This is a genomic window from Vibrio sp. 10N.261.51.F12 (assembly GCF_041471725.1).
Taxonomy (GTDB): Bacteria; Pseudomonadota; Gammaproteobacteria; order Enterobacterales; family Vibrionaceae; genus Vibrio.
In genome coordinates this window covers 33,632-56,395 of sequence record NZ_JBFROV010000038.1, presented here as the reverse complement: position 1 = coordinate 56,395, position 22,764 = coordinate 33,632, and the positions used below count along the sequence as shown (strand labels likewise).

At 43.7% G+C, this 22,764-nt stretch carries 20 protein-coding genes; 11 read left to right on the top strand and 9 right to left on the bottom strand.

The genetic code is table 11. The features are described from left to right. Positions 1-93 precede the first annotated feature (93 nt). The 5 genes from AB4405_RS20125 to AB4405_RS20105 form a co-directional block, all read right to left on the bottom strand. The gene (locus AB4405_RS20125) at positions 94-573 is read right to left on the bottom strand and encodes a hypothetical protein (protein WP_372062559.1); all 480 of its coding nucleotides are present in this window, start codon (positions 571-573) and stop codon (positions 94-96) included. 6 nt (positions 574-579) lie between these two features. Beyond that, on the bottom strand, positions 580-1,047 hold the full coding sequence (locus AB4405_RS20120; protein WP_372062558.1) for a hypothetical protein: 468 nt from the start codon (positions 1,045-1,047) through the stop codon (positions 580-582). An 11-nt stretch (positions 1,048-1,058) separates the two neighbouring features. Continuing rightward, complete coding sequence (locus tag AB4405_RS20115) at positions 1,059-1,559, bottom strand: hypothetical protein (RefSeq protein WP_372062557.1); 501 nt, start codon at positions 1,557-1,559, stop codon at positions 1,059-1,061. 3 nt (positions 1,560-1,562) lie between these two features. Further along, the gene (locus AB4405_RS20110) at positions 1,563-2,018 is read right to left on the bottom strand and encodes a hypothetical protein (protein ID WP_372062556.1); all 456 of its coding nucleotides are present in this window, start codon (positions 2,016-2,018) and stop codon (positions 1,563-1,565) included. Positions 2,019-2,576: 558 nt separating this feature from the next. Continuing rightward, positions 2,577-3,599, bottom strand: coding sequence for a helix-turn-helix domain-containing protein (locus AB4405_RS20105; RefSeq protein WP_372062555.1), 1,023 nt, complete (start codon positions 3,597-3,599; stop codon positions 2,577-2,579). Between the two features lie 283 nt (positions 3,600-3,882). Between AB4405_RS20105 and AB4405_RS20100 the strand changes: the two genes are divergently transcribed. The 4 genes from AB4405_RS20100 to AB4405_RS20085 all read left to right on the top strand — a co-directional run bounded on the left by AB4405_RS20100 (position 3,883) and on the right by AB4405_RS20085 (position 8,576). After that, on the top strand, positions 3,883-5,031 hold the full coding sequence (locus AB4405_RS20100; RefSeq protein ID WP_372062554.1) for an HlyD family secretion protein: 1,149 nt from the start codon (positions 3,883-3,885) through the stop codon (positions 5,029-5,031). Beyond that, on the top strand, positions 5,021-6,085 hold the full coding sequence (locus AB4405_RS20095) for a DUF2955 domain-containing protein (RefSeq protein ID WP_372062553.1): 1,065 nt from the start codon (positions 5,021-5,023) through the stop codon (positions 6,083-6,085). Before AB4405_RS20100 ends, AB4405_RS20095 begins: the two co-directional genes overlap by 11 nt. A gap of 76 nt (positions 6,086-6,161) precedes the next feature. Then, positions 6,162-7,925 carry a phospholipase D family protein gene (locus tag AB4405_RS20090; RefSeq protein ID WP_372062552.1) on the top strand — a complete coding sequence of 588 codons (1,764 nt, stop codon included), beginning with the start codon at positions 6,162-6,164 and terminating at the stop codon, positions 7,923-7,925. Between the two features lie 156 nt (positions 7,926-8,081). After that, complete coding sequence (locus tag AB4405_RS20085; RefSeq protein ID WP_372062551.1) at positions 8,082-8,576, top strand: hypothetical protein; 495 nt, start codon at positions 8,082-8,084, stop codon at positions 8,574-8,576. Between the two features lie 124 nt (positions 8,577-8,700). Here AB4405_RS20085 and AB4405_RS20080 read toward each other — a convergent pair whose 3' ends face one another. The 3 genes from AB4405_RS20080 to AB4405_RS20070 all read right to left on the bottom strand — a co-directional run bounded on the left by AB4405_RS20080 (position 8,701) and on the right by AB4405_RS20070 (position 12,857). Further along, positions 8,701-9,474, bottom strand: a complete 774-nt coding sequence (locus AB4405_RS20080; protein WP_372062550.1) for a hypothetical protein — start codon at positions 9,472-9,474, stop codon at positions 8,701-8,703. A 112-nt stretch (positions 9,475-9,586) separates the two neighbouring features. After that, on the bottom strand, positions 9,587-10,480 hold the full coding sequence (locus AB4405_RS20075) for a mechanosensitive ion channel family protein (protein ID WP_372062549.1): 894 nt from the start codon (positions 10,478-10,480) through the stop codon (positions 9,587-9,589). A 13-nt stretch (positions 10,481-10,493) separates the two neighbouring features. After that, positions 10,494-12,857 carry an ATP-binding protein gene (locus AB4405_RS20070; protein WP_372062548.1) on the bottom strand — a complete coding sequence of 788 codons (2,364 nt, stop codon included), beginning with the start codon at positions 12,855-12,857 and terminating at the stop codon, positions 10,494-10,496. Between the two features lie 250 nt (positions 12,858-13,107). Between AB4405_RS20070 and AB4405_RS20065 the strand changes: the two genes are divergently transcribed. Next, positions 13,108-14,700 carry an ABC-F family ATPase gene (locus tag AB4405_RS20065; RefSeq protein ID WP_372062547.1) on the top strand — a complete coding sequence of 531 codons (1,593 nt, stop codon included), beginning with the start codon at positions 13,108-13,110 and terminating at the stop codon, positions 14,698-14,700. 101 nt (positions 14,701-14,801) lie between these two features. Here the strand turns inward: AB4405_RS20065 and AB4405_RS20060 are convergent, their stop codons facing one another. After that, on the bottom strand, positions 14,802-15,626 hold the full coding sequence (locus AB4405_RS20060; protein WP_372062546.1) for a formate dehydrogenase accessory sulfurtransferase FdhD: 825 nt from the start codon (positions 15,624-15,626) through the stop codon (positions 14,802-14,804). A 154-nt stretch (positions 15,627-15,780) separates the two neighbouring features. On the opposite strand from AB4405_RS20060, the gene AB4405_RS20055 reads away from it, so the two are divergent. From AB4405_RS20055 to AB4405_RS20030, 6 genes are all read left to right on the top strand, one after another. Next, the gene (locus AB4405_RS20055) at positions 15,781-16,290 is read left to right on the top strand and encodes a DUF3305 domain-containing protein (RefSeq protein WP_102470120.1); all 510 of its coding nucleotides are present in this window, start codon (positions 15,781-15,783) and stop codon (positions 16,288-16,290) included. Beyond that, positions 16,280-16,990, top strand: a complete 711-nt coding sequence (locus tag AB4405_RS20050; RefSeq protein WP_372062545.1) for a DUF3306 domain-containing protein — start codon at positions 16,280-16,282, stop codon at positions 16,988-16,990. Before AB4405_RS20055 ends, AB4405_RS20050 begins: the two co-directional genes overlap by 11 nt. A 293-nt stretch (positions 16,991-17,283) precedes the next feature. Continuing rightward, the gene (locus tag AB4405_RS20045) at positions 17,284-18,948 is read left to right on the top strand and encodes a 4Fe-4S dicluster domain-containing protein (protein ID WP_372062544.1); all 1,665 of its coding nucleotides are present in this window, start codon (positions 17,284-17,286) and stop codon (positions 18,946-18,948) included. Between the two features lie 11 nt (positions 18,949-18,959). Then, positions 18,960-19,583, top strand: a complete 624-nt coding sequence (locus AB4405_RS20040) for a molecular chaperone (protein ID WP_102470123.1) — start codon at positions 18,960-18,962, stop codon at positions 19,581-19,583. 91 nt (positions 19,584-19,674) lie between these two features. Beyond that, entirely contained in the window at positions 19,675-19,890 is a 216-nt protein-coding gene (locus AB4405_RS20035; RefSeq protein ID WP_102470124.1) for a twin-arginine translocation signal domain-containing protein, read from the top strand. Positions 19,891-19,900: 10 nt separating this feature from the next. Then, positions 19,901-22,756, top strand: a complete 2,856-nt coding sequence (locus AB4405_RS20030) for a formate dehydrogenase subunit alpha (RefSeq protein WP_372062543.1) — start codon at positions 19,901-19,903, stop codon at positions 22,754-22,756. Positions 22,757-22,764: the final 8 nt, after the last annotated feature.

Here is a 22,764-nt window from a genome sequence, read left to right as displayed (position 1 = left end):
AGTGGTTAGTGGTTAGTGGTGGTTAATAGCGACGACAACCATCCGTGATACACCTCAATAGAGTCACACCGATAGCGCCACCGGACAACGTCGCTATCGGACACACTCTGTACTCCATTCCAGACGCATAACCAACTCGCCAGCAGGTATTAGCGACTCATCTATGTTAATACGCGCTTTGATGCGGACGATTTGGTCTTCATTTAGTTGTTGTTTTTCGATAACAACGCCGTCGCGCCAGTAGTCAATATCACCTTCTATGACCTGAGGAAATTCGACTTGAAATCGAATACGTGACGAGGGAATGCGAGAAGAAATGTCACCAAAGTCCGCATGCTTTAATTTCAAACGAATACGGCCTTGTTTGAGGTTGTTTTCGAGTCTCAATAGGCTCTCTTGTCCGGTATAATCTTGACCAAATGCCAACTCACCGCCACTCTCTAATACCTCGACACCACAATGCTCTCTAACGTGACCGCTAAAGCGCAAATCCCCGGATGGTGCGTTAGCATAGCTCAATGACGAGTAGGCCCACATCAGTGCAGTAAACAACATTATTATTGTGTCTCTCATTGTGTGTTACACCATAAGTTGAATAATGAAATCTCGAATCGCTCGATTAAGCGCATTAGTGTCACTCATGACTTGTTCATATTGAGGGGCAACGGTATAACCAGTTTTTATCGCGACTTGTTTACTGTCGTAGGTATATTCTATAACAGCGTCGCAGTGTACGATGTCCGCAGGAACCCCGTTTGCAGTGCGCGTATAATTGATCCGACTCGTTCTTGGCCCTGCTTCTATTAATGTCCAATCAATTACATCACTATGAGCTAGTGCATCAAACAGTCGTCGTTCATGTGAATAAAGGCCGCCTTCACAAATCAATTGGTAGTGAGCCACTTGCTCAGGAGGTAAAGCCTGAGTAAGTGTATTCGTCTGAGCAAGGGAATTAGCTGGAACGTAATCGTTGCTTTGAGCATTCGCATCTACTTGAGCGCAAACGGTGAAGGCAAGTGATGGGATGACAATATGTGAGATTTTCATCGTTCCATTCCTTACGAAATACAGAACGCTGTCCATTGTGTTTCAAGCACAATGTCATTCTTCGCTACAGCATCTGATTCATCAAGTGATACTTTGGCTCTGATATCAAGCTTATGACCACCACCCAAGTCGTCATGGTCAAACGTTTGTCCTATAAACCAGGTATCGGCGGAGCCTTCTTTTTCGGTCTTTCCAGATACTTTGAAATAGAATTGTTCATTACTCATGGTCGATAGGAAGTCATCATTGTCATAATCAAGATCAGTGAGTTGTAGGACGACTTGGCCGTCATGACTGTTGTTTATTATTTTTATTTTTGCTGCATCTTGGCCATAATCACCAAACCCTAACGTACCAGTATCTTCTTCTACTTCGATGCCACATTGAGATTCAACATTGGCTCTAAAAAAGACCTCACCCGTTTCGTCGTCGGCAGAAAAACAAGCACTGCTGGCAAATAATGAAGTTATTAATACAGTACTTTTTACATTAAATAGGTTGTTTCGTTTCATGTTCTACTCCGAGAATGATGTATTGGTTTGTTTCATTTTTAGCAATCGGTGCTTTTCCGCTTCAATTTGAAGAAGCTTGAGTTCGTGTTCTGCTTGAGCGAGTTGTTCTTCTCTTTTGCGTTGCAACATTTCATACTGATATAACTTGGTACAATCAATTCGATCCTCGCCACCAAATTGAATGGTAACGGCGGCATAAACGCCGCGATCATCTTCGTTGTAATAATTGTGGTAAGGATCATAGCCACTGCCGTCGTTATACTGATCGTCTACACCACTGCTGCCGTAAGTCCCAACTTGAAAGGTTTTTCCTGTTGAGACGGCTTGCTCGCACGTTGCTCCGCCCGTCGTCCTAATTCGGTCCGTTCCAGATGGGTTGGATACCGAAGGGATAGGGTTTGAAAACGCACTGTGTGAAAATATCAGCAGGCCCGCGCTAATTATGCGTCGAGTATTCATAATCAATACCTTTTAAAGGTGAGCTGAGTGCATACTTCATAGGTATTTGGCGAGTCCGATACCATTTTCGTGCACACGTATTTTCGTGATGTTTTACCCGCGGGAGTATTGACAGTGATATCCAGATCAATTTCTTCATTAGCTCTTAATGGAATCTTGCTTGGGAACTGTTTGTCGTCAATGCGCAAAAAATAATTGGCATTCTTACTTGAGCGATTAAGTAATGTGAACTTGACTTGTGTTTTATCCGAATATGATTCGAATGATGTATTTTTCCATTTATGTACATTTGCACTGGCTGCGAAGGATGCAGTTAAAACAAGCAAATAGAAAAATTTTAGGATTAAGCGCATTTTCATCACTCCCGTGGATAATAAAGAGGACGAATGTTAAAGCGATTGAATGGATTTTAATTACCATTTTATGCCAACGAAAGAGATTAGCGCTTTTGATCTAAGCTCGATACAAGGTGTTGAGACATTAAGTATTTCGATAGGCGTTAAGAGTAGAGTTGTGTCGACGACATACTGAGTGAAGAAATATATCGCCGCTACAAGGCTAAGGAGTACGATTAACTTTATTTAAACTAAGGATGGTTTTTTGATACATTTTTGGCGTTAAGCCACTGATTCGCTTGAACGAGCGAGAGAAATGAGAGATATCTGAATACCCTAATTGGCTGGAAACATGGGTGAGTGATAATTCTTCGCCCATCATCTCGACAGCAACGGTAAACAAAAGGTTGTCTTTTATTCGTCGAAAGCTTGTGCGCTCTTCATTTAACCTACGTTGCAGTGTTCGCGGACTCATTCCTAATAAAGCTGCAGATTGCTCAAGCGTGAGATTATGTTCGCGCACGTACGGGAGTAACGACGTGAACACTTTATCCGTAAAATTGGCGTGCCAAGTAATTAGCGGTTCTTGGCGTTTAATATCTTGGCTTGATATTACGACGGGTTTGGCGAGAATCTCGTCTTCTAACAACAAAGCCATTTTATCGTTACCAACAAAATATTGAATGTTGTCACCAATTGTTGCGTTAAATACATCGACGTTTGTCGACTGAAGTTTAACTTGTGATGGTGTCCAGTCTGTTTTTGTTAACGCTCGAATGAATTCGATGCCATACATCAATGCAAACACTTCTGACCAAGCATAAATGTCATCATCTTGAAACGGTTTGTGACGCCAATACCATGTACGTCCATAGGACGTCTCAATGCCTGTCTTAGTACCAATGGAGTCGTATTGATAGATTGCTTCTGATGATACTAGCGCATCATTCACGGTTGAAAAGTCTTTAAAGGCACCTAAGAGTTTTGGGATCAGCTTTTGCCTAATTGCAACCCGAAGGAGTTCGCCAAAATTTACCGTTCCCAACTGATTTGCCGATAGAAAAAGTAAACGACGTAAAGGCTCAACAGGTAAGAATTCATTGTCTAAGTCATGTAGATCGGGTGGTAACCCTGATTCTTTAATGAGCTGGTGGGGGTCATAATCGTGTTCGGCGAGCAGTTCAATGATAATTCTGGCATAACCAGATTTGATCATAGGGACCTGCTCGTCAGTCGAATCGTTCATATCAAATCCTTTACGAAAATATAATCTAATAATCGGCCGAGTGGCGGAAAATGGCAAATTTTTCATGTTAGTTCTTTTTAAAATTAAGCCATTAAGGTTTTTTTCGCTTTGTACGAACTAAAAAACAAAGCCTAATAAAAAGTCCCATTATTCAATCGATTAACTATCTAAGTTTCGTGTTTTGGTCTATATCTAATCTTAAATAGACAAACGATAACTGAGCAGTGAATGTGCTCACTGCACTATAGAGTGTTGTCTTTGATAGTGGTGACAAGGAAGGAAAATGAACGATAAAATCGATTCTGATAAAGAGACTCAAGCAAAGTCTATTGAAAATACAAATGATGGCGCTGGCCCAACCAAGGATAACAGCCAACAACGAGTCAAAAAGATCACCAATGTATTAGTGGTCGTCATTGTTTCGTCAGTGATTTTCAGTATTGTGTCAGATCGCATTATCCCATCGACAGACAATGCCCGAGTGAAAGGTTATGTTGTTCCGATAAAGCCTCAGGTGTCTGGTCAAGTGACGGATATCCTGGTAAGGCCAAACCAGCTCGTATCACAAGGTGATGTATTAATTACACTTAATCCCGTGGACTACGACATTGCCGTAAAAAAGGCAGAGCAAGAACTTGAGATTGCTGGACAGAACGTCGGTGCTCAGACTGCGTCGATTGCTTCTGCACAAGCAAGGCTAACCAGCGCCATTGTTGAAAAAGATAACGTTGAGTTGCAAACACGTCGAGTGCTAGCGATGGCGGAAAAAGGGGTGATATCCATCGCTGAAGCGGATAAGTCACGAGCAACCTTGGCCAGAGCACGCGCAAATGTCCAAAATGCGAAGGCAGACCTAGACAAGGAAAACAAACAACTGGGTACTTCGGGACAGGAAAATAGCCAAATAAAAGCAGCGTTATTAGCGCTTGAAACCGCGCAGTTAAACAGGGAGCGAACAGTCGTTCGAGCGCCCACTGATGGTGGCGTATCAAACTTTAGCCTATCTCAAGGATTTTATGCATCAGCGGGCCAACCTGTGATGACATTTGTCTCAACAGAGTCTATCTGGATAGAAGCGTATTTTAGAGAAAACAGCTTAGGCAATATTAACGCCGGTGATGAGGTAGAAATTGCGTTGGATTTTGCGCCTGGAAAAGTGATAAAGGGCACCATATCGAGTGTGGACTGGGGCATCGACTGGGGACAAGATAACCAAGCTGGAAAACTAGCACAAGCCAATAACCAAACTGGCTGGCTACGTCAGACTCAAATGTTACCGGTGATGATTGAATTCAATACCAACGATACGACCGGTCAGCTTCGGATTGGCGGGCAAGCTGATGTTATTGTGTACACGGGTGACAATACGATATTCAACACGTTGGGTCGATTGTGGATCCGGTTTGTTAGTTGGATGTCTTATGTCAGATAGTGAATCACTCTCCAAGCAACCTTGCGTATCAAAATATGATGCGCGAGAGGTTCGCATTATTCGATTCACATTGGGGGTGGGTATCGCCACTTTTTTAGCGGCGTGGATTGATTGGCCACTCGCGTTTATTGCACCAATATTTACGGCAAAATTCTTATTTGAAAAGAAGACCATGAACAGTGGCATTGTTTATGAGTTGTTGCTGGCTATGGTAGCAACTGTGGCTATTGGTATTACGTTAAGTTTGGGTTTTTCTCAATATCCTATTCCACTTTTAATAGGGGTAGGGGCGTTGATGATTGTTGGGTATTTTTTATTTCTCGATCCTAAGTGGAATTTATTTGCGACTATTTTATTAATGGCTATTTTAATGTTGCCATTTATGGCAATAGAGAACCCACCAGTGGCCATTTTTCTCGCTTTAGGTTTGAGCCTTTCAGGCGCAGTTTCCGTTGGGATTTTTGCTGTTATGCATATCTACTTACCTGAGCATAACGGTGAAGTAAAGGCGGATCCTAGCGTATCTATGACCGATCATTTTCGATGGTTTTCCGCACTTAGAGCCGCATTAATAGCGTTTCCTGTCGTGTCCATCTTCTTTGTTTTTCAGATATCAGAGGCCTTATTGTCGATGATTTTCATCGCGTTACTTTCGCTAATGATTACTGGAGAGAAATCGGTCAAACTTAGCGCTTTTTTACTAATGAGCAACGCGATTGGCGGCGTAATTGCACTCGTTGCATTTAGTGTGATGGCACTGGTACCAAATATTGTGTTTTATACTTTATTCATCACCTTATTGGCGGTTTTGGTCGGTAGCAAGATGATAAACGAACCCACAAAAGCACCCATTTATTCAACAGCGTTTAACACAGCATTAGTTCTTATCGGAACCACAATGATGAGTTCAGGTGTGATAGACGAAAAAATGTGGATTCGACTGACGTTGCTGGCGGTGGTCGCGGTTTATATGGTAATAGCGGCTTTCTTTGTAGAAACGAGACAGTGGCAATGGCTGAAGTTTAAAGGCGAAATGATGAAAGCAGCAAACTAAAAGCGATTACCAGAAGGGCATCGTGAACCAACGCTGTTGCTGGTGAGTGAACATAATCTAGTTGATAGGAACTAACATGTGGAAAGGAATCTCAGTCGTACTATTGTCAGGTGTCGTTCTTGGGTGCACCTCTAATGCGCACTTACCAACATCGTCTGGTGACAACTGGACGACTGAACATATGGAATCTAGACGTTGGCGAGAACCAAACGAACTTAATAGCGATTACCTCAAGTTAGCTTCTGATAAACTTTTACCCGTACAAAATGCCAATGTAAAAGTGGTCGGAACACAACCATCAGACGCGATTAATAGCCTAGCAAGCAAGATATATTTGATTGAACAAGCTAAACATACCATCGATTTAACCTATTACATTTTTTCGGATGATTTAGTAGGAAAAGCGACATTAGGGGCTTTGTGTGAAGCGGTCCAACGTGGGGTGGATGTTAGAGTGATGGTCGACAGTTTAGGCTCTTACAGCATGAACAATGGCCATTTAAAAGGCTTGATGCAATGTGAGAAAGAGGCGGGGTTTGTCACTGATCAACAAGGTGCACCAACGACACAAAAGGCACGTGTACAAGCGGTGGTGTTTAATGCGTTAACAAAAGGCGATTCTAAATGGAACCATCGTTCACATGACAAACTGTTTGTTGTCGATGGTGCATACAATGAAGAAGCGTATGCGATAACAGGTGGACGCAATATGTCCGTTCACTACTATGGCATTGATGAAAAAGGAGAACCTGATCCTACGGCGTTTCGTGACATTGAAATTATTGTTCGCCCAATGAGTAACGCCACTGAGCATCAATCGCCAACACTATTAAGTGAATACTACTTTACGGTGTTGTTTACCAAACCTGGCAATAAAAAACTCAATACCTGGACAAGTTATAATCGTGACAAGCAGATCATCTTAGAAGCGTTGGCCACGATAAAACAACTCCCTGATTTTAATAGAGCCTATCAAAATATTGACGCCTATCTTGCACACGGTTACTACCCTACGGAAACCAAATTTGCGCATGAACTTGATAACCTCAATGCCACCGACGTTGTAAGCAAATACTCGACAAATAAGAAAGCAAACGCAAATTCAATTAGTGGGATCTTAGCGAAAGTTGCGCACACTAAAGACGACGTCAAAACGGTCAAAATTGTGTCGCCGTATCTTTTCTTACAATCGGATTTGTTTAAAGACGAAGGAGTGATGGCACGAGATTTAAACACCACGATGGCTTGGTTGGATCAAGATCCTGAGCGGAATATTGAGGTGATTACTAACTCAGTTTTGACGAGTGATAATTTCTTTACACAAGCTGTTATTGATATGCATACGGCGCCAACAATGTTAATGATGGATGATGCGGCACAAGCAATTTGGCTTGATAGTGATATCAAAAAAAATGAACAAAGCCCCGCGTTTTTGGAATCAGAGGCATGGAAAACCATGATTTCTCACCCCCAAGTTACGTTTTATCAATTGGGTAAGCAAGACTCGGAGCTTCTTGGTGGCGAACAACATTATGGTAAGTTACATGCAAAATTTCTTATTGTCGATGAGAGTGCGTTTGTTGGCACCACGAATCTGGATTTCCGCTCACTCTTATATAACAACGAAATGGGGTTCTTTTTGAAAGGAGATGGCGTTGTCAAAGAGCTCAATCATCAGTTTGAACTTATCAAGGCAGACTCGCTAGAATGGGGCAGTGCTGAATGGCTTGAAATGAGGCGTAAGTTGCGAGAAACAAGCGGCGCCAAGGCCAATACATCAAGCAGTCAACGCGAAATTTATTCTTTGTTAGAGGCCACCGGGTTAACCTACCAATTTTAAAGTTTAAAGTTTAAAGTTTAAAGTTTATTTGCTAGTGCGGAGTGTAATAGAAAAACAATCCGTGTCGTAAAATGATAAGTAACAAGGATTGCCAACGAATAAGATACACCAAGCTTTTAATTAAGCTTGGTGTATTACTATTTAGAGGCAATAAATTTGAAAACCAAATTACTTTTTTTGACGACCGTATTAGCGTCGGGCACTGTTTTGGCAGCTGTTGACGGAAATAACAAGGTATATTTTGATACACAAATTGCTCGTCAATGTGGCGTATCGGTAACGGATGAATCTGGAACGATTGGCGACTACAATCAAGCAACAGGGTATAGCGCAGAAGATGATCCGGCCAGCGCCGATATCATCAATAACGCCAGAAAATCGGTGACAGTATCGACAACGGTTGATTACCAAGAGGGAAGTCTTACTGATGAAGATAAAAACCCATTGTTCAATTGGACGGTTGTGGATACCAAAAGTGGCCAAATGATCGATAGCGGTATTTTAGAAAGTGAACGCTTTGCTTTTGATGTTCCAAGAGTTAAGAACGCAACGAATATTGAAATCTATGTCAATCAAAATGGTGAAGACAAGCTAACCGCCGGTACTCATATTGTTCAGTTTTCAATGAATGTTGTCTGTGCAGGCTCATAAGCTAACGCTAAATTGTGAGGCATGATTATGATTATTAATTATCGAATACAAGATATCGAAGAGCTTTGGCTCCATATCGATCTGGCGACGTATCTCCAAACTAAATTAAGGTATATTTCGTCGGTTAAAAACTGAATGCCCAGCCTAGCATAGGGCCCTTTTGAGTCACATCGACCTCAACCGGGCCTTTATTACTATCGGTCGTATTTTGGATATTTAGGTAACGATAGCCAAACCAAATATTGTTCAATTTACTTAACCGGTAGGTACCCGCTAAGTTGATACCACGATTGACATCATTGTCACCAACAACACTGGTGTCTACCGTCAAACTAATCCCCCAATCTTCGTTGAAGCGATGCTGATATTTGAGACCAATCAGCCAATCAAATTGATGCCCTTTAGCGACAATCGTACCACTTTTGTCATTCCAAAACGGGCGATCGCTATTGGGGGCCACATCGACCTTGATATTGCTGTAGGTGTGGCGAACACCGGATAACAATACAAGTCCTTTGGTTACCTCATACCCACCGAACGCATCATTGAGCGACATCTGAGCATCTAACGCTATATTGAAGCTTGGTACAAGGATACCTGCTTGTGTAGATGAATCGTTTTTTACATGCAAATAGTTCGCCCTAATGCCAAACAACCATTTATTCTTTTGAGCGTAAAAGTCACCCATTAAACCAAAATGGAGATTATCCACGATATTATCAAAGGGAATATCAATATTGACCTTGTCACCTGCGGGCCCAGTTGTACCCGTAATGCTCGGTGCCCAAATCATCGGGAAAACTAACAAATACTGCCATTCGTCACTTTTGCTGTTAGAAAGAGCCATCTGGGACGTAAATAATAATGGCAAAATCAGGCCCCATTGAAGTATGCGCATGGTTAATCCTTTAATTATGCGTGATGTGAATACCGAATTTATGTCATATAGACATTAACCTCAGCGATAGCGTCCAGTTTCAACAACGTGAGTAATTCGTCGACGTTGCCCATTAATCTTGTATTCGATTGGTGCTATGCACGGCGATTTGTGGCGCATTAATGTTATGTTTACGAAACTCGTCAATCACTCTTAAGGTAATATCTGTTTCGAATAGCTTTTCATAGGCAGTATCAACAACATAGGCTTTGCAGGTTAGTTGAACCGCAAGGTAATTGTCCGTGATGGTTTGTTTCACTAGCACTGTCACTGGCTTGGGTAGGTGAATATAACGGCTTGAAGACGCCGCTTCTTGAATCAGGTTTCGAGCCTTTACGATGTCTTCATTCATTCCAACATAAAATGGAATCACCACTTGCATGTCGAGTGCACCATAGTTACCACTGACCGTCACCTCATTTAAAAACTTGTTGTTTGGGATCGTAATGATGTCATCATTCAGCGTTCGCATCCTCACTGAGCGCAATCCGATGGTGGTAATGTCACCGTAATTACCCTCAAACGTGACGCGGTCACCTACTTGAAAAGGGCGGTCAATCATTACGGTTAGCCCTGCGATAAACGAAGCCGCTAAGTCCTTCAAGGCAAACCCCACGGAGACCGCGAGCGTGCCGCCGATAAGCGCAAGAATGTGGTCATTAATGCGGAAACTGAGCATGAAGACTAATAAACCTGCAGTCATGTAGATAAAAAACTGCAGGAACGATTGGAATTTTTGCAACAGCATTCGATATTGAACAAACTGTCCACCAATGCTATCCACCATGGAGTTCATGAATTTTATTAAGATCCAAGTTCCCATCATGATGAGCACACTAAAAATCACACCGGACCAACGAATCAAATTGGTAAATTGTGTAATGTTTTCAACCGAGGCCATCGTATCTTCGCCGTATACGACACTTGGCGCTAACAGAAGGGCGATGACAGGAATACACTTTTTCATAAATATAACCCTTTTATTTAACCAGTAAGTGTTGACGATCAAGGACGTTGGTAATGTGTCTGAACCAATGGTCGGACACTCTCGCTTTGTCTTCCGTCCACTCAATGTATCCTCGGCTTTGAAAGTAACGCAGCGTCCCAATAACCTCAGAGAGGGTTAATTGGGTGCAGTCTGAAAGATCATCAGGCGACGCCGCTTCGAGTTGCACAATTGAACGTAATATTGCGAGCATAGGCTTCGGCATTTTTTCGAGCTCTTCTGATTCAGGGGCATGGAAGAGACGAACGACCACGCTGTTGTCCGTTTTATTTCTTCGAAGTGATAAGCGAAAGAAGCGTAGAGCAACGGTTGGGTTACCATCTGAATAGTGCCAAAGAATACGGTAGAAGCCTTGTCGAGCGCGTTCTTCTTCTGTCTCACTGTCGTTATCCCATTGCTTTGGGACGACCAGCCCGTCAAAGCTTAATGGATTGTTAATTTCTCGATTAATCCGCGTATCAAGTAATTGCTGAACTTGGGTTTCAGTCCAGCGAGGCAAAAATGCGACCCAATCAAAGAGCAAGCGCTCGCCACGAGCGCGATCGACAAATCGCCAACTGGCTTTTTCGATAGCAAACACAGCGCGATGATTTTTCTTTGAACGACGCAGTAAATTAGTAAACCTGATTAAATCATTCAATCCACCAACCTTGGGTTTAACAAGCCTTTGGCAATTATCAATCGCGATGAGGTAGGGGATCTCACTTTTGCGTAAGAGCGTCAGGATTTTCACCTCACTGGTATCAGGTTCTAAACCTAAGCTAACGGCGAGCTCGGTCAATAAATCGTTATATCCGGCGAGTGGGCAATTAATATAAATCGGTTCAGCGTTTTTCGTTCGATGAAGAAGTTGTTTCAGCAGACTTGTTGCGCCAACCCCTCGTTCTCCAGTGACAACGCAGATTGCTGGATTATCGGTGAGCAGGTATTGAGAGAGCTGTTTTATTTCGCTTTGGGCATAATCAATCAACGGGCTTGTTTCATTACCTGGCAAGATAAATTCGAACGCCTCATTACCTTTAATACGTACTAGATTTTGGTCACCGTTGGTACCTGTTTGCTTCGCGACTTCTATCTTAAATAAATAAGTAAGCGCCTGATTGAAAAACGCATTGCGCGATAGCAATCCTATCGTTCGATTCTTAAGGTTATGAAAAGTAAGCCAGACTGTCGCAATGGCTGTGGCGATGATTCCCAGTAAGAAAGCATCTTTTTTTCGAGATGCCCAAACGATGATCAATGGCTTCTCGGTGACTCGTTCAAGTGAACGGAATACGGTGGGTTTCCACATTGCTATGACGGTTAGCGTTATAAATGCGAACCAGAAAGAAAACGCGCTAACAATCCAATAGTAAATGGTACCTTTGCCGAGTGTTTCTGATGATATTTGCAGCACGACACCAGCTAAGATAAAGCTCCAAATATAACGACGAATGGTAGACAGACGCAAGGCAACAATTTCTGGACTCGACGCCAGGCTATTACGGTGAGCAAACTCAAGAATGAAGCTGATGGCAATCGATCCTCCTAACACCCACCACGTAAATATCTCTAAATAAATTAGGTGTTCTAAAGCCTCAATAGTGGTTAAAACTCGCAGTGACAGCGTGATTGCTATTAACCATGCGATGGCTCGGCTTGCACGGCCAATGTACCAAATAAGTCGGATCCAAATAAGTCGGATCCAAATAGGAGGATTCGAGATGTTAGAAGTGACATGATTTTTGAACTGCTCAAATAAACGTTTTTGATTGGCAAGCCACCACATCAATAATGAATAGATAAAAAAGACTTTTATCCCAGCCCAAATGACTGGGATAGGGGAAATAAAAATCTCTTTTATCAGCGTCTTTAAGCTGATGAATTGCAAAAATGCAAAATATTCAACATTGAGGGTGGTAAGTTTAAGCTCTTGTTTAAACTGAGTGACACCATCTGGACCAAAGCCGGTGAGTTGTTCTCGAGTTCGCTCGGACGCCAAATCAAGTAAACGTTGTTTGCTATGGCTGAGGCTTACTAACGAGAGGTAGCGGCTTTCTACAACAAGCCATCGTTCTTCTTTATTATCGGTGCTCTCACGGTAGGCATTCAGCGCGTTATCAAATGCGACTATTTCGTCATCCTGCAAGTCGAGCGCAACAGACAACAGTTGACGAATTTTATTTCTATCATTTGCAGTTAAAAATAACGAACTCGGAAAAGAAGCCACTTCTTTATCTAAGTCGATGGCGCTTTGTGAAAGTACGGGTGTGCTTTCATCTTGGTAATCCCATTTGGCAAATGCTGAAGCGCACCCAAGGGACAGGAATAACGAGAAAAGGAGGATGAGCTTTTTCATGATTCTGCACACTGCCTGTAACTGACTGTAAAAATTAGTATTGTCTAACGCTATATAGTGTAGTTAGCCTAAACGGACTCTGCTCGTCTTGGCTGTAGAAAATTGAAAATGCGTGAATGTTGCATTGGAAATGATGAGTTAATCGCCGGTTTGTCAGTAAAAGCTTTAGTGGTCATTACTTTGCTGCTTGCAACCAAGGCAAACTTTATGTACGGTTGCGCAGTTTTGTTCATTCTCAAAGGTAACGCTTGTGCTCTCAACCGCTAATATCACTCAACAGTTCGGTGCAAAACCACTGTTTGAAAATATTTCAATCAAATTTGGTGACGGTAACCGTTATGGCCTAATCGGTGCGAACGGCTGTGGTAAATCCACATTTATGAAAATTCTAAGTGGTGAGCTCGAGCAAACCAGCGGCACGGTTTCTTGCGATCCAAATGAGCGCGTTGCTAAATTGAACCAAGACCAGTTTGCTTATGAAGAGTTCTCTGTTGTTGACACGGTTATCATGGGTCACAAAGAGCTTTGGAACATCAAGAAAGAGCGCGACCGTATTTATTCTTTGCCAGAAATGAGCGAAGAAGACGGCATGAAAGTCGCGGATCTTGAGGTTGAGTTTGCAGAACTTGACGGTTACATGGCGGAGTCGAAAGCAGGCGAATTACTGCTAGCCGTGGGTATTCCACTTGAGCAGCACTACGGTTTAATGAGTGAGGTTGCACCAGGTTGGAAACTACGTGTTCTATTAGCTCAAGTCTTGTTTGCAGACCCGCATATCATGCTTCTTGATGAACCAACGAACAACTTGGATATGGACACCATTCGCTGGTTGGAGCAAACGCTTAACCAACGTAACTGTACGATGATCATCATCTCGCATGACCGTCATTTCCTAAATAGTGTTTGTACACACATGGCTGACTTGGATTACGGCGATCTTCGCGTGTATGCGGGTAACTATGACGAATACATGTTTGCGGCGACTCAAGCTCGTGAACGTCTACTGTCTGATAATGCCAAGAAGAAAGCGCAAATTGCTGAACTTCAAACGTTTGTCTCTCGTTTCTCTGCTAATGCGTCTAAAGCTAAGCAAGCTACGTCTCGAGCGAAGCAAATTGATAAGATTCAACTCGATGAAGTGAAGGCGTCAAGCCGTCAAAACCCATTCATTCGTTTTGAGCAAGAGAAAGAACTGTTCCGTAACGCGTTAATTATTGAAGATCTTTCTAACGGCTTTGACGAAGTACTATGGTCTGACTTTAATGCTATCTTCGAAGTGGGTGAGCGTGTTGCTATAATTGGTGAGAATGGCGTGGGTAAAACCACCTTGTTGAACACATTGTCAGGCGCGGTAGAGCCAAAATCAGGAACGTTTAAATGGTCTGAGAACTCAAACATTGGTTACTACGCACAAGACCATGCTCATGATTTTGCTGAAGATCTAAACCTAACTGATTGGATGGGACAATGGCGTCAAGAAGGCGACGATGAACAGGTTGTTCGTAGCTTCCTTGGCCGTATGTTGTTTAGCCAAGATGACATCAAAAAGTCAGTGAAAGTCCTGTCTGGTGGTGAGCAAGGTCGTATGCTGCTTGGTAAATTAATGATGCATAAACCAAACATGTTGTTGATGGATGAACCTACCAACCACATGGATATGGAATCTATCGAATCACTTAATTTAGCGCTTGAAAACTACAAGGGCACGTTGTTATTTGTTTCGCATGACAGACAATTTGTATCCTCATTGGCGACGCGTATCATTGAAATCAAAGACAACAAGATCATCGATTTTAAAGGTACGTACGAAGAATACTTAAAAATGCGTGGTGTAGACGCGTAAGCGTTGGAATGGAACTTAAGCACTAAGCACTAAGCACAAATACAAAAAGAGGCCGCCAATACCATTGGCCGCCTCTTTTTTAATCGATAAAGACTTGTCTGTTATTGATTGCCCTTCACATCAAAATCGAGCTTATCGCTGCCAGTAAATACTTGGAAGCGCATGCCTTTCGCTCTCGCGATGGTCGTAATGCCAAATTGTTGAGCTAAATCTAGGCCCATCTGTGTTACCCCAGACCGAGAGAGCAGAACGGGAATGCCCATCTGTGCGACTTTAATCACCATCTCAGAGGTGAGTCGCCCGGTCGTGTAGAAGATCTTATCATTACCGTTTTCCTCATTGACCCATAATTCACCCGCCAATGTATCGACGGCGTTATGTCGGCCCACATCTTCAACAAATGACAACACTTCATTGTTGTGACAAATCGCACAGCCGTGAACGGCCCCTGCTTTTTTATAGGTGTCGTTAAAGTGAGTCAGTGCCTCTAATGTGGCATAGATCTGTGACTGCTTTAGTGGTGTTTGCGGGACTTGATAGCCATCAAGTTGCTTCATCACATTGCCATACATTGTGCCTTGGCCACAGCCAGATGTGACGGTTTTCTTCTTAAGTGCTTCTTCTAAAAAATCGGTGTTTTCATTGGTTATCACAGCGGCAGAATGTGTTTCCCAATCGATGATTAAGGACTCAACAGAGTGCGGATCGGATAAAAACCCTTGGTTTTTTAAATAACCTAGTACCAATGAATCCGGCCGCGAACCGAGGGTCATGAGCGTAACGATTTCTTTCCAATTGAGCATGACGGTAAGGGGGCGTTCGCAGGCAATTTGTTTGACGAGTTTTTCACCATATTCGTCGACGACCTCGACTTCCATCGTTTGCAGAGGGTTTTCGCTTGTTCTAATGATATTTGGCTTAACCACGCATCGTGTCCTTTTTTCTAGGGTAACTTATCTAGTGTAGCGCCTTGTAGGATGAGCTTGTTAACTTCATCCTGTTGGCTTGATTATTGCTTCGTAATTAGGAATTAGCAAATGAAATGAATTAGCAATTTAAGTGCCAATGTGGGGACGCTGAATGAATACACGCAATGATGTAGAAGTGAATACAACCGGTGCCACTCCAAATAAAAACAGAGCGTTAGAGCAAGCATCGCGAGAAAAGAATGAAAATCAATGGCCGTTACAGATCCAGGTTGTTGCGGTAGAAAAACAAGTGGGAAGGTGGACGACCACCCAGCGTGAACTGAACGGATTTGGACTAACGAATGTCGATCTGAATAGCCCTCATGGTTTACTCGAACTCCATCGTGATGAACGGACTGATTATCGCTTTAATCTCAGTTCCAATAGCCCAATGATTTTTGTTGTGTTCGACAACAATGACGAATCTGATGTCACGCCAATCGTTGTGACGGCCTCGCAAGGTGTCGCGGGCTCCTTTATGGATGGCGACTATTTAGTCTTGTCTCATGCGATGCCATTGGCCATACAGGCGTGGATGGAAGCCTTTATTGGGCGCCATGGCGAACTGCTGGAGGTACGTCGCAAGAAGCGTAAGGGAGCGGGGCGTTCTAGTGAAAAATAGTTTTATTTCGCGTTGGTCGCAACGCAAACTCGACTCAGAGCAAGAAGAGAGCCTCTCATCTCATGACGTGGCTAATGAGGTGGTTGAAGCAGACGGTAGTATGCATGATGCTCCGGAATCATCTATCGAAACACAAGGCCCGGCTTCAAGCGCGACGGGTGTGGACGAGGAGGCGCTGAATAACAACATAGATTTAGACGATAATGCAGAGTCAGCACTCGATGATGATGTGGCCGTTGAATCTTTATCTATGTCAGAATTAATGTCAAAAACGGGACTGGATAAAGCCGCCAAAAAGGCGGCCCTAAGAAAGATGTTTTTGAGCCCAGAGTTTAATGTGGTTGACCGCCTTAATGATTATGATCATGACTATGCCTCGGTGAAGCCTTTAGCTGCGGGCGTTGCTGATACATTACGTCAATGGGTTAATAAGGTCGATGAGTTGGATGTTGATGAAGTAGTGGAGGAAACCGAGACTCAAGCTCCTGAGCTTTTAGACGATTCAGACGACAAGGATAACGCTTCATTTGAAGGTGATCACGCTGACGAAAGTCGTCCGTTAAAGGGTGATAACAGCAACGATAGTAACAGTAGCAACGATAACAACAGTGATGCGCATGCTACCGATACGGAAGGCAATGAAACCTTAATATCCGATGATCGGTCACCGTCAGTTGGTGCTGTTGAGCGTGAGCGTTAAACATTCATAAAGAGATGCGCTGGCACTATTAAGTGCTTGATTGAGACAATATTTACCACACAAAAAATAGGTACATTTTGTCTCAGTCGCTAAATGATATAACTAAGACAAAATGTCTCAATCTAGTTCCTGTCTCCACGTAAAGCTGCGCAAAGCGGTGTTCTCATACGATAATTATTCAAAATCATTGTGTTTTAAACATCAATCCGAGTTGGAACAAAAATTGCAATTTCTTACGGAATGGCGAAAAACGCCAAAGCTATGGGGCAAAGATCCCTGCACTGGAAGACGCAATGATAAAACAATTATTAAAAGAATCGACAACAGCAAATGGAACCGCTCGCCTCTATGCTTTTGAAAACACCGTAGAGCTTGCCAATCTCATCCCACCGACCGTGAGCTATGAAAGCCACGGTGATACTCTTATCGTTGGACCTACGGCAATTATCACCAGCACCGCCGAACAGCTTAGTAGCATGCATTCGTTGACCCTATTGTCGACAGATGGTGTGCCAGCACCAGAGCAATCCAACCTATACTTCGCTGACAGCGTGGAAATTTCAGGCTTTCTAGGTACGTTCACCGTCAATATTCAAAGTAATCAGCAAACCCTCAATCTCGCTGAAGTCTCAGTGGGAAGAGATTGTTTTGATATCGTTCTTGATCACACCTTGAATGGATGCATGTCGGAGCAAGTACCTGTCCCGGGCTTTTATCCAGTAGGGCGTGGTTATCCAACACTAGCCGAAGCGCTTGAGGCAATTCCAGACCTGATGGGCACGTTTGATAAGCCTAAATACTTTCGCTTGGATACGGATTTATGTGCGCACAGTTCGAGAGGCGTAAAAGGCTGTGAGCGCTGTGTGGATGCTTGCCCCGCGGGTGCGTTATCAAGTGAAGGCAATGACAAAATAGGGCATAAAATTGAAATCAACCCTTATCTTTGTCAAGGCGTGGGGACATGCGCGACAGCGTGTCCAACAGAGGCAATTCACTATGCTTTGCCAACGCCACAAGAGACACAAAAATTTATTGAACGAACACTGGCGAATTATCATAAAAAAGGCGGTAAGGATGCCATCATTCTTATCTGCAGCTCCCGCCATGAAACCTACAATGTAATGGCATTGAAAGTCTTACCAGATAACGTGATCCCCATTGTCGTTGAGGAGCTGCCATCGGTAGGCATGGATACTTGGTTTGCTGCCTTGGTTAACGGGGCTACACAAGTCATTTTCGCCGCCAGTCGTCACATGCCAGAGACGATTCAAACGGTATTAAACCGCGAAGTGGGTATGGCGCAGCTGTTGCTAGAAAATTTAGGGCTTGCGAGAGAAACAATCGATGTTTTATATCTGGAGTCACTCCGAGAAGGCCTACCTACGTTAGTCACTCAACCGCTGAATTTAATGTTGGGCGACATCAAAGGTGATAAACGCGAAAGGCTGTACTTTTCGTTAGACGCGTTATCAGCGCAACATGCTCCTGTCGAAACAATACAACCCCTTCCTTCTACTGCGCCATTTGGTTCTGTTATCTGTGAGACCAGCAAATGCACCCTATGCATGGGTTGTGTTGCGGTTTGTCCTACTAAGGCATTACACAATACCGGTGATAGACCTGCGCTCGATTTTATTGAACAAGATTGTGTGCAATGTGGCATGTGTGAAAAAGCGTGTCCGGAGTCTGCACTGTCATTAACACAGCAACTTAATTGGGACATGGAACAACGCCAATCGGTTGTCGCTCTTCACGAAGAAAAAGCAGCGGAGTGCTTGCGTTGTGGGAAAGCTTTTGCACCACAGTCTATGATTACCATGCTTCAAGAGAAGTTACGCGGTCACTCACATTTTTCTGACGAGATGTCATTACGCCGTATCGCGATGTGCGAAGACTGTAGAGTCGTGGATGTATTTGAAGCGATGGCCGAAAATCCAGAACAACAATTGAAAATCTAGGAGCCGAGATGATGGAAGAGCAACATCACGAAATACGCAGCGATATCTATCTTCTGCTTTCGACGTTATGTCGTCAGGCTCCAGATCGAGATCTATTGGAATTTTTAGCCAGTCTTGAAGTAGAGACTGGCATCAACGAAATGACCACTGCTTGGCTAGCGTTATCTCAGGCTGCCAAAAATGCGGAAGTCAGTAGTGTTGAAGATGAATACCAAGACATGTTTGTGGGTATTGGTAAAGGTGAAATTGTACCATTCGCTTCTTGGCATTTAACCGGTTCGTTAATGGAAAAGCCACTCGCATTAGTTCGTCAATCTTTGGCGGACTTGGGGCTTGAACGCGAAGACACAGTAAAAGAGCCAGAGGACCATATCGCAGCGTTGTTTGAGGTGATGGCGGTATTGATTGATCAAGATGACAACACCGAAGCAAAAATATTTTTTAATCAACACATTGCGACGTGGTACGACGCACTTTGTCGCCAAATGGAATCAGCCCCAAGCGCTCAATTTTACCAAGCTGTCGCTGTTTTGATGAATGCATTTCTTAATGTGGAGCAGGTCGCGTATGCCGTGAGCCCTACCTCGACTAAGACAAAAATGAAAATCGACGTAAAGAACATCACTACCAAATAATTGAATAACGTAAACATACTGGACTAAGTAATTCAGCTTACTAGAGATACACATACTCAAAGAGTAAAAGTATCCACTAAGGGAGCAATATATGAGCAAGCAAAAGAAACAAGATGAACAGGCTCTATGTAACGAGAGTCGTCGTAATCTACTTAAAGGATTTGCGACAGCCGCAGTTGCCGGTGCAGTGATAACTGGAACCGCGCACGCTGCCACTAATGATGCTGTAGAAGCGCCGTTAGATGAGAAAAAGAAAACAGGCTATCGCGAAACTCAACACATCAAAGACTACTACGACACACTTTAGGAGCGAACCGATGAAACTGACTAAACGCTCCAAAACTGTGAGCACACAAGAAAACAAATTAGGCATCAGCCGTCGTACTTTCATGCGCACTTCAACGATTGCTGCCGGTAGTGCTGCTGCGGGTGCCTATATGTTTGCACCAGGCATGATTAAAAAAGCAGAAGCAAAGTCTGTCGATGCCGACGCGAAAACGGAAATTAAGCGCACGATATGTTCTCACTGTTCTGTGGGCTGTGGTGTCTATGCAGAAGTACAAAATGGTGTTTGGACAGGGCAAGAACCTGCGTTTGATCATCCCTTCAATGCCGGTGGACATTGCGCAAAAGGTGCAGCACTGCGCGAGCATGGTCACGGTGAGCGCCGACTTAAGTACCCAATGAAGCTAGAAGGCGGAAAATGGAAAAAACTCACCTGGGATGAAGCCATTGAGGAAATTGGTAGCAAGGTACTTGAGATAAGGGAAGAATCAGGACCGGATTCTGTGTACTGGCTTGGAAGTGCGAAACATAACAACGAACAAGCCTACATGTTTAGAAAAATGGCATCACTGTGGGGCACAAATAACGTCGATCACCAGGCTCGTATTTGTCACTCTACAACCGTATCTGGGGTTGCAAATACCTGGGGTTACGGGGCGATGACGAACTCGTTCAATGACATGCATAACTGTAAATCCATGCTATTTATTGGCTCCAACCCTGCAGAAGCGCATCCTGTCGCTATGCAGCATATCTTGATCGCCAAAGAAAAGAATGGTTGTAAAATTGTCGTTGCCGACCCTCGTCGAACGAGAACCGCCGCAAAATCAGACCACTTCTGTGCATTAAGACCAGGTACAGACGTCGCCTTTATTTGGGGACTACTATGGCATATTTTTGCGAATAAATGGGAAGACCAGGAGTTTATTCGCCAACGTGTGTTTGGTATGGACGAGATTCGTAAAGAAGTCGCGAATTGGGGCCCAGAAGAGGTAGAGCGTGTTACGGGTGTCAGCGAAGCTGACGTCTATAAAGCGGCTAAACTGCTTTCTGACAACCGCCCGGGCAGTATTATTTGGTGTATGGGTGGTACTCAGCACACGACAGGAAACAATAATACTCGTGCTTACTGTGTGTTAGAACTGGCGCTTGGTAACTTGGGTAAATCTGGCGGCGGTGCCAATATCTTCCGTGGTCACGATAACGTTCAAGGCGCAACCGATTTAGGGGTGCTTTCACATACGTTACCTGGCTACTATGGCTTAGCGGATGGTTCTTGGAAGCATTGGGCTAAAGTGTGGGACGTGGATTACGAATGGGTCAAAGGACGTTTTGACCAGAATGAATACCGTGGTAAGAAACCAATGAATAATATGGGTATTCCCGTATCTCGTTGGATCGATGGCGTTTTGGAAAACAAAGACAACATCGAGCAAAATGATAACATTAGGGCAATGTTCTATTGGGGTCACGCGGTCAACTCACAAACTCGTGGCGTCGAAATGAAATCGGCCATGTCTAAACTCGACATGATGGTGATTGTGGATCCGTATCCAACGCACGCGGCAGTCATGAACGATAGAACCGACGGTGTTTATCTATTGCCCGCAACCACGCAGTTTGAAACCTATGGTTCAGTCACTGCATCGAATCGCTCGCTACAGTGGCGTGATAAGGTCATTGAACCACTATTCGATTCCAAGCCCGATCATGAAATCATGTATCTGCTAACGCAAAAACTTGGTTTTGCTGACCAATTGTTCAAGAACATTAAAGTCGAAAATAATCAGCCGTTAATAGAAGATATTACTCGAGAATTTAACAAGGGTATGTGGACTATAGGCTATACCGGACAAAGCCCGGAACGCTTAAAGGCACACCAACAGAACTGGCATATATTCAATAAAAACAATCTCGTTGCAGAAGGTGGTGTGGCAAACGGAGAAACCTACGGTTTACCTTGGCCATGTTGGGGTACTGCAGAAATGAAACACCCAGGTACCCATATTCTTTACGATACGTCGAAGCCTGTCGCAGAGGGCGGTGGTAACTTCCGTGCTCGATTTGGCGTGGAATTCGAAGGCGAAAGTTTACTGGCTGAAGACAGTTATTCGTTAGGGTGTGAAATTGAAGATGGTTACCCAGAATTCACCGATAAGCTGATTAAACAGTTGGGTTGGTGGGGTGATCTAACACCAGACGAACAAGCCGCAGCAGAAGGTAAAAACTGGAAGACTGACTTATCTGGTGGCATACAACGAGTCGCGATTAAACATGGCTGTATGCCTTTTGGTAATGCCAAAGCGCGTGCGATTGTTTGGACGTTCCCCGATCGAGTGCCGCTACACAGAGAGCCATTGTATACCCCACGCCGTGATTTGGTCGTTGACTATCCTACTTGGGATGATAGTGAGTCTATCTACCGACTACCGACACTTTACAAATCGATTCAAGATCAAGATAAGTCGAAGGAGTATCCGATTGTTCTGACGTCTGGTCGATTGGTTGAATATGAAGGGGGCGGAGAAGAAACGCGTTCCAACCCTTGGCTTGCAGAACTGCAACGTGAAATGTTCGTCGAAGTCAATCCGAAAGATGCGAATGATATCGGCTTTAAAGATGGCGATATGGTTTGGGTCGAAGGTGCAGAAAAAGGACGAATTAAAGTTAAAGCACTGGTTACACGTCGCGTGAAGCCCGGTTTAGCTTTCGTTCCATTCCACTTTGGCGGCAAATTCCAAGGTGAAGACCTACGTTCCAAATATCCAGAGGGTAGTGATCCTTATATTCTTGGTGAAGCTGCAAACACCGCCACAACCTATGGTTATGATCCGGTAACGCAGATGCAAGAAACTAAAGTCACCCTTTGTAACATCAAGAAAGCGTAAGGAGTCAT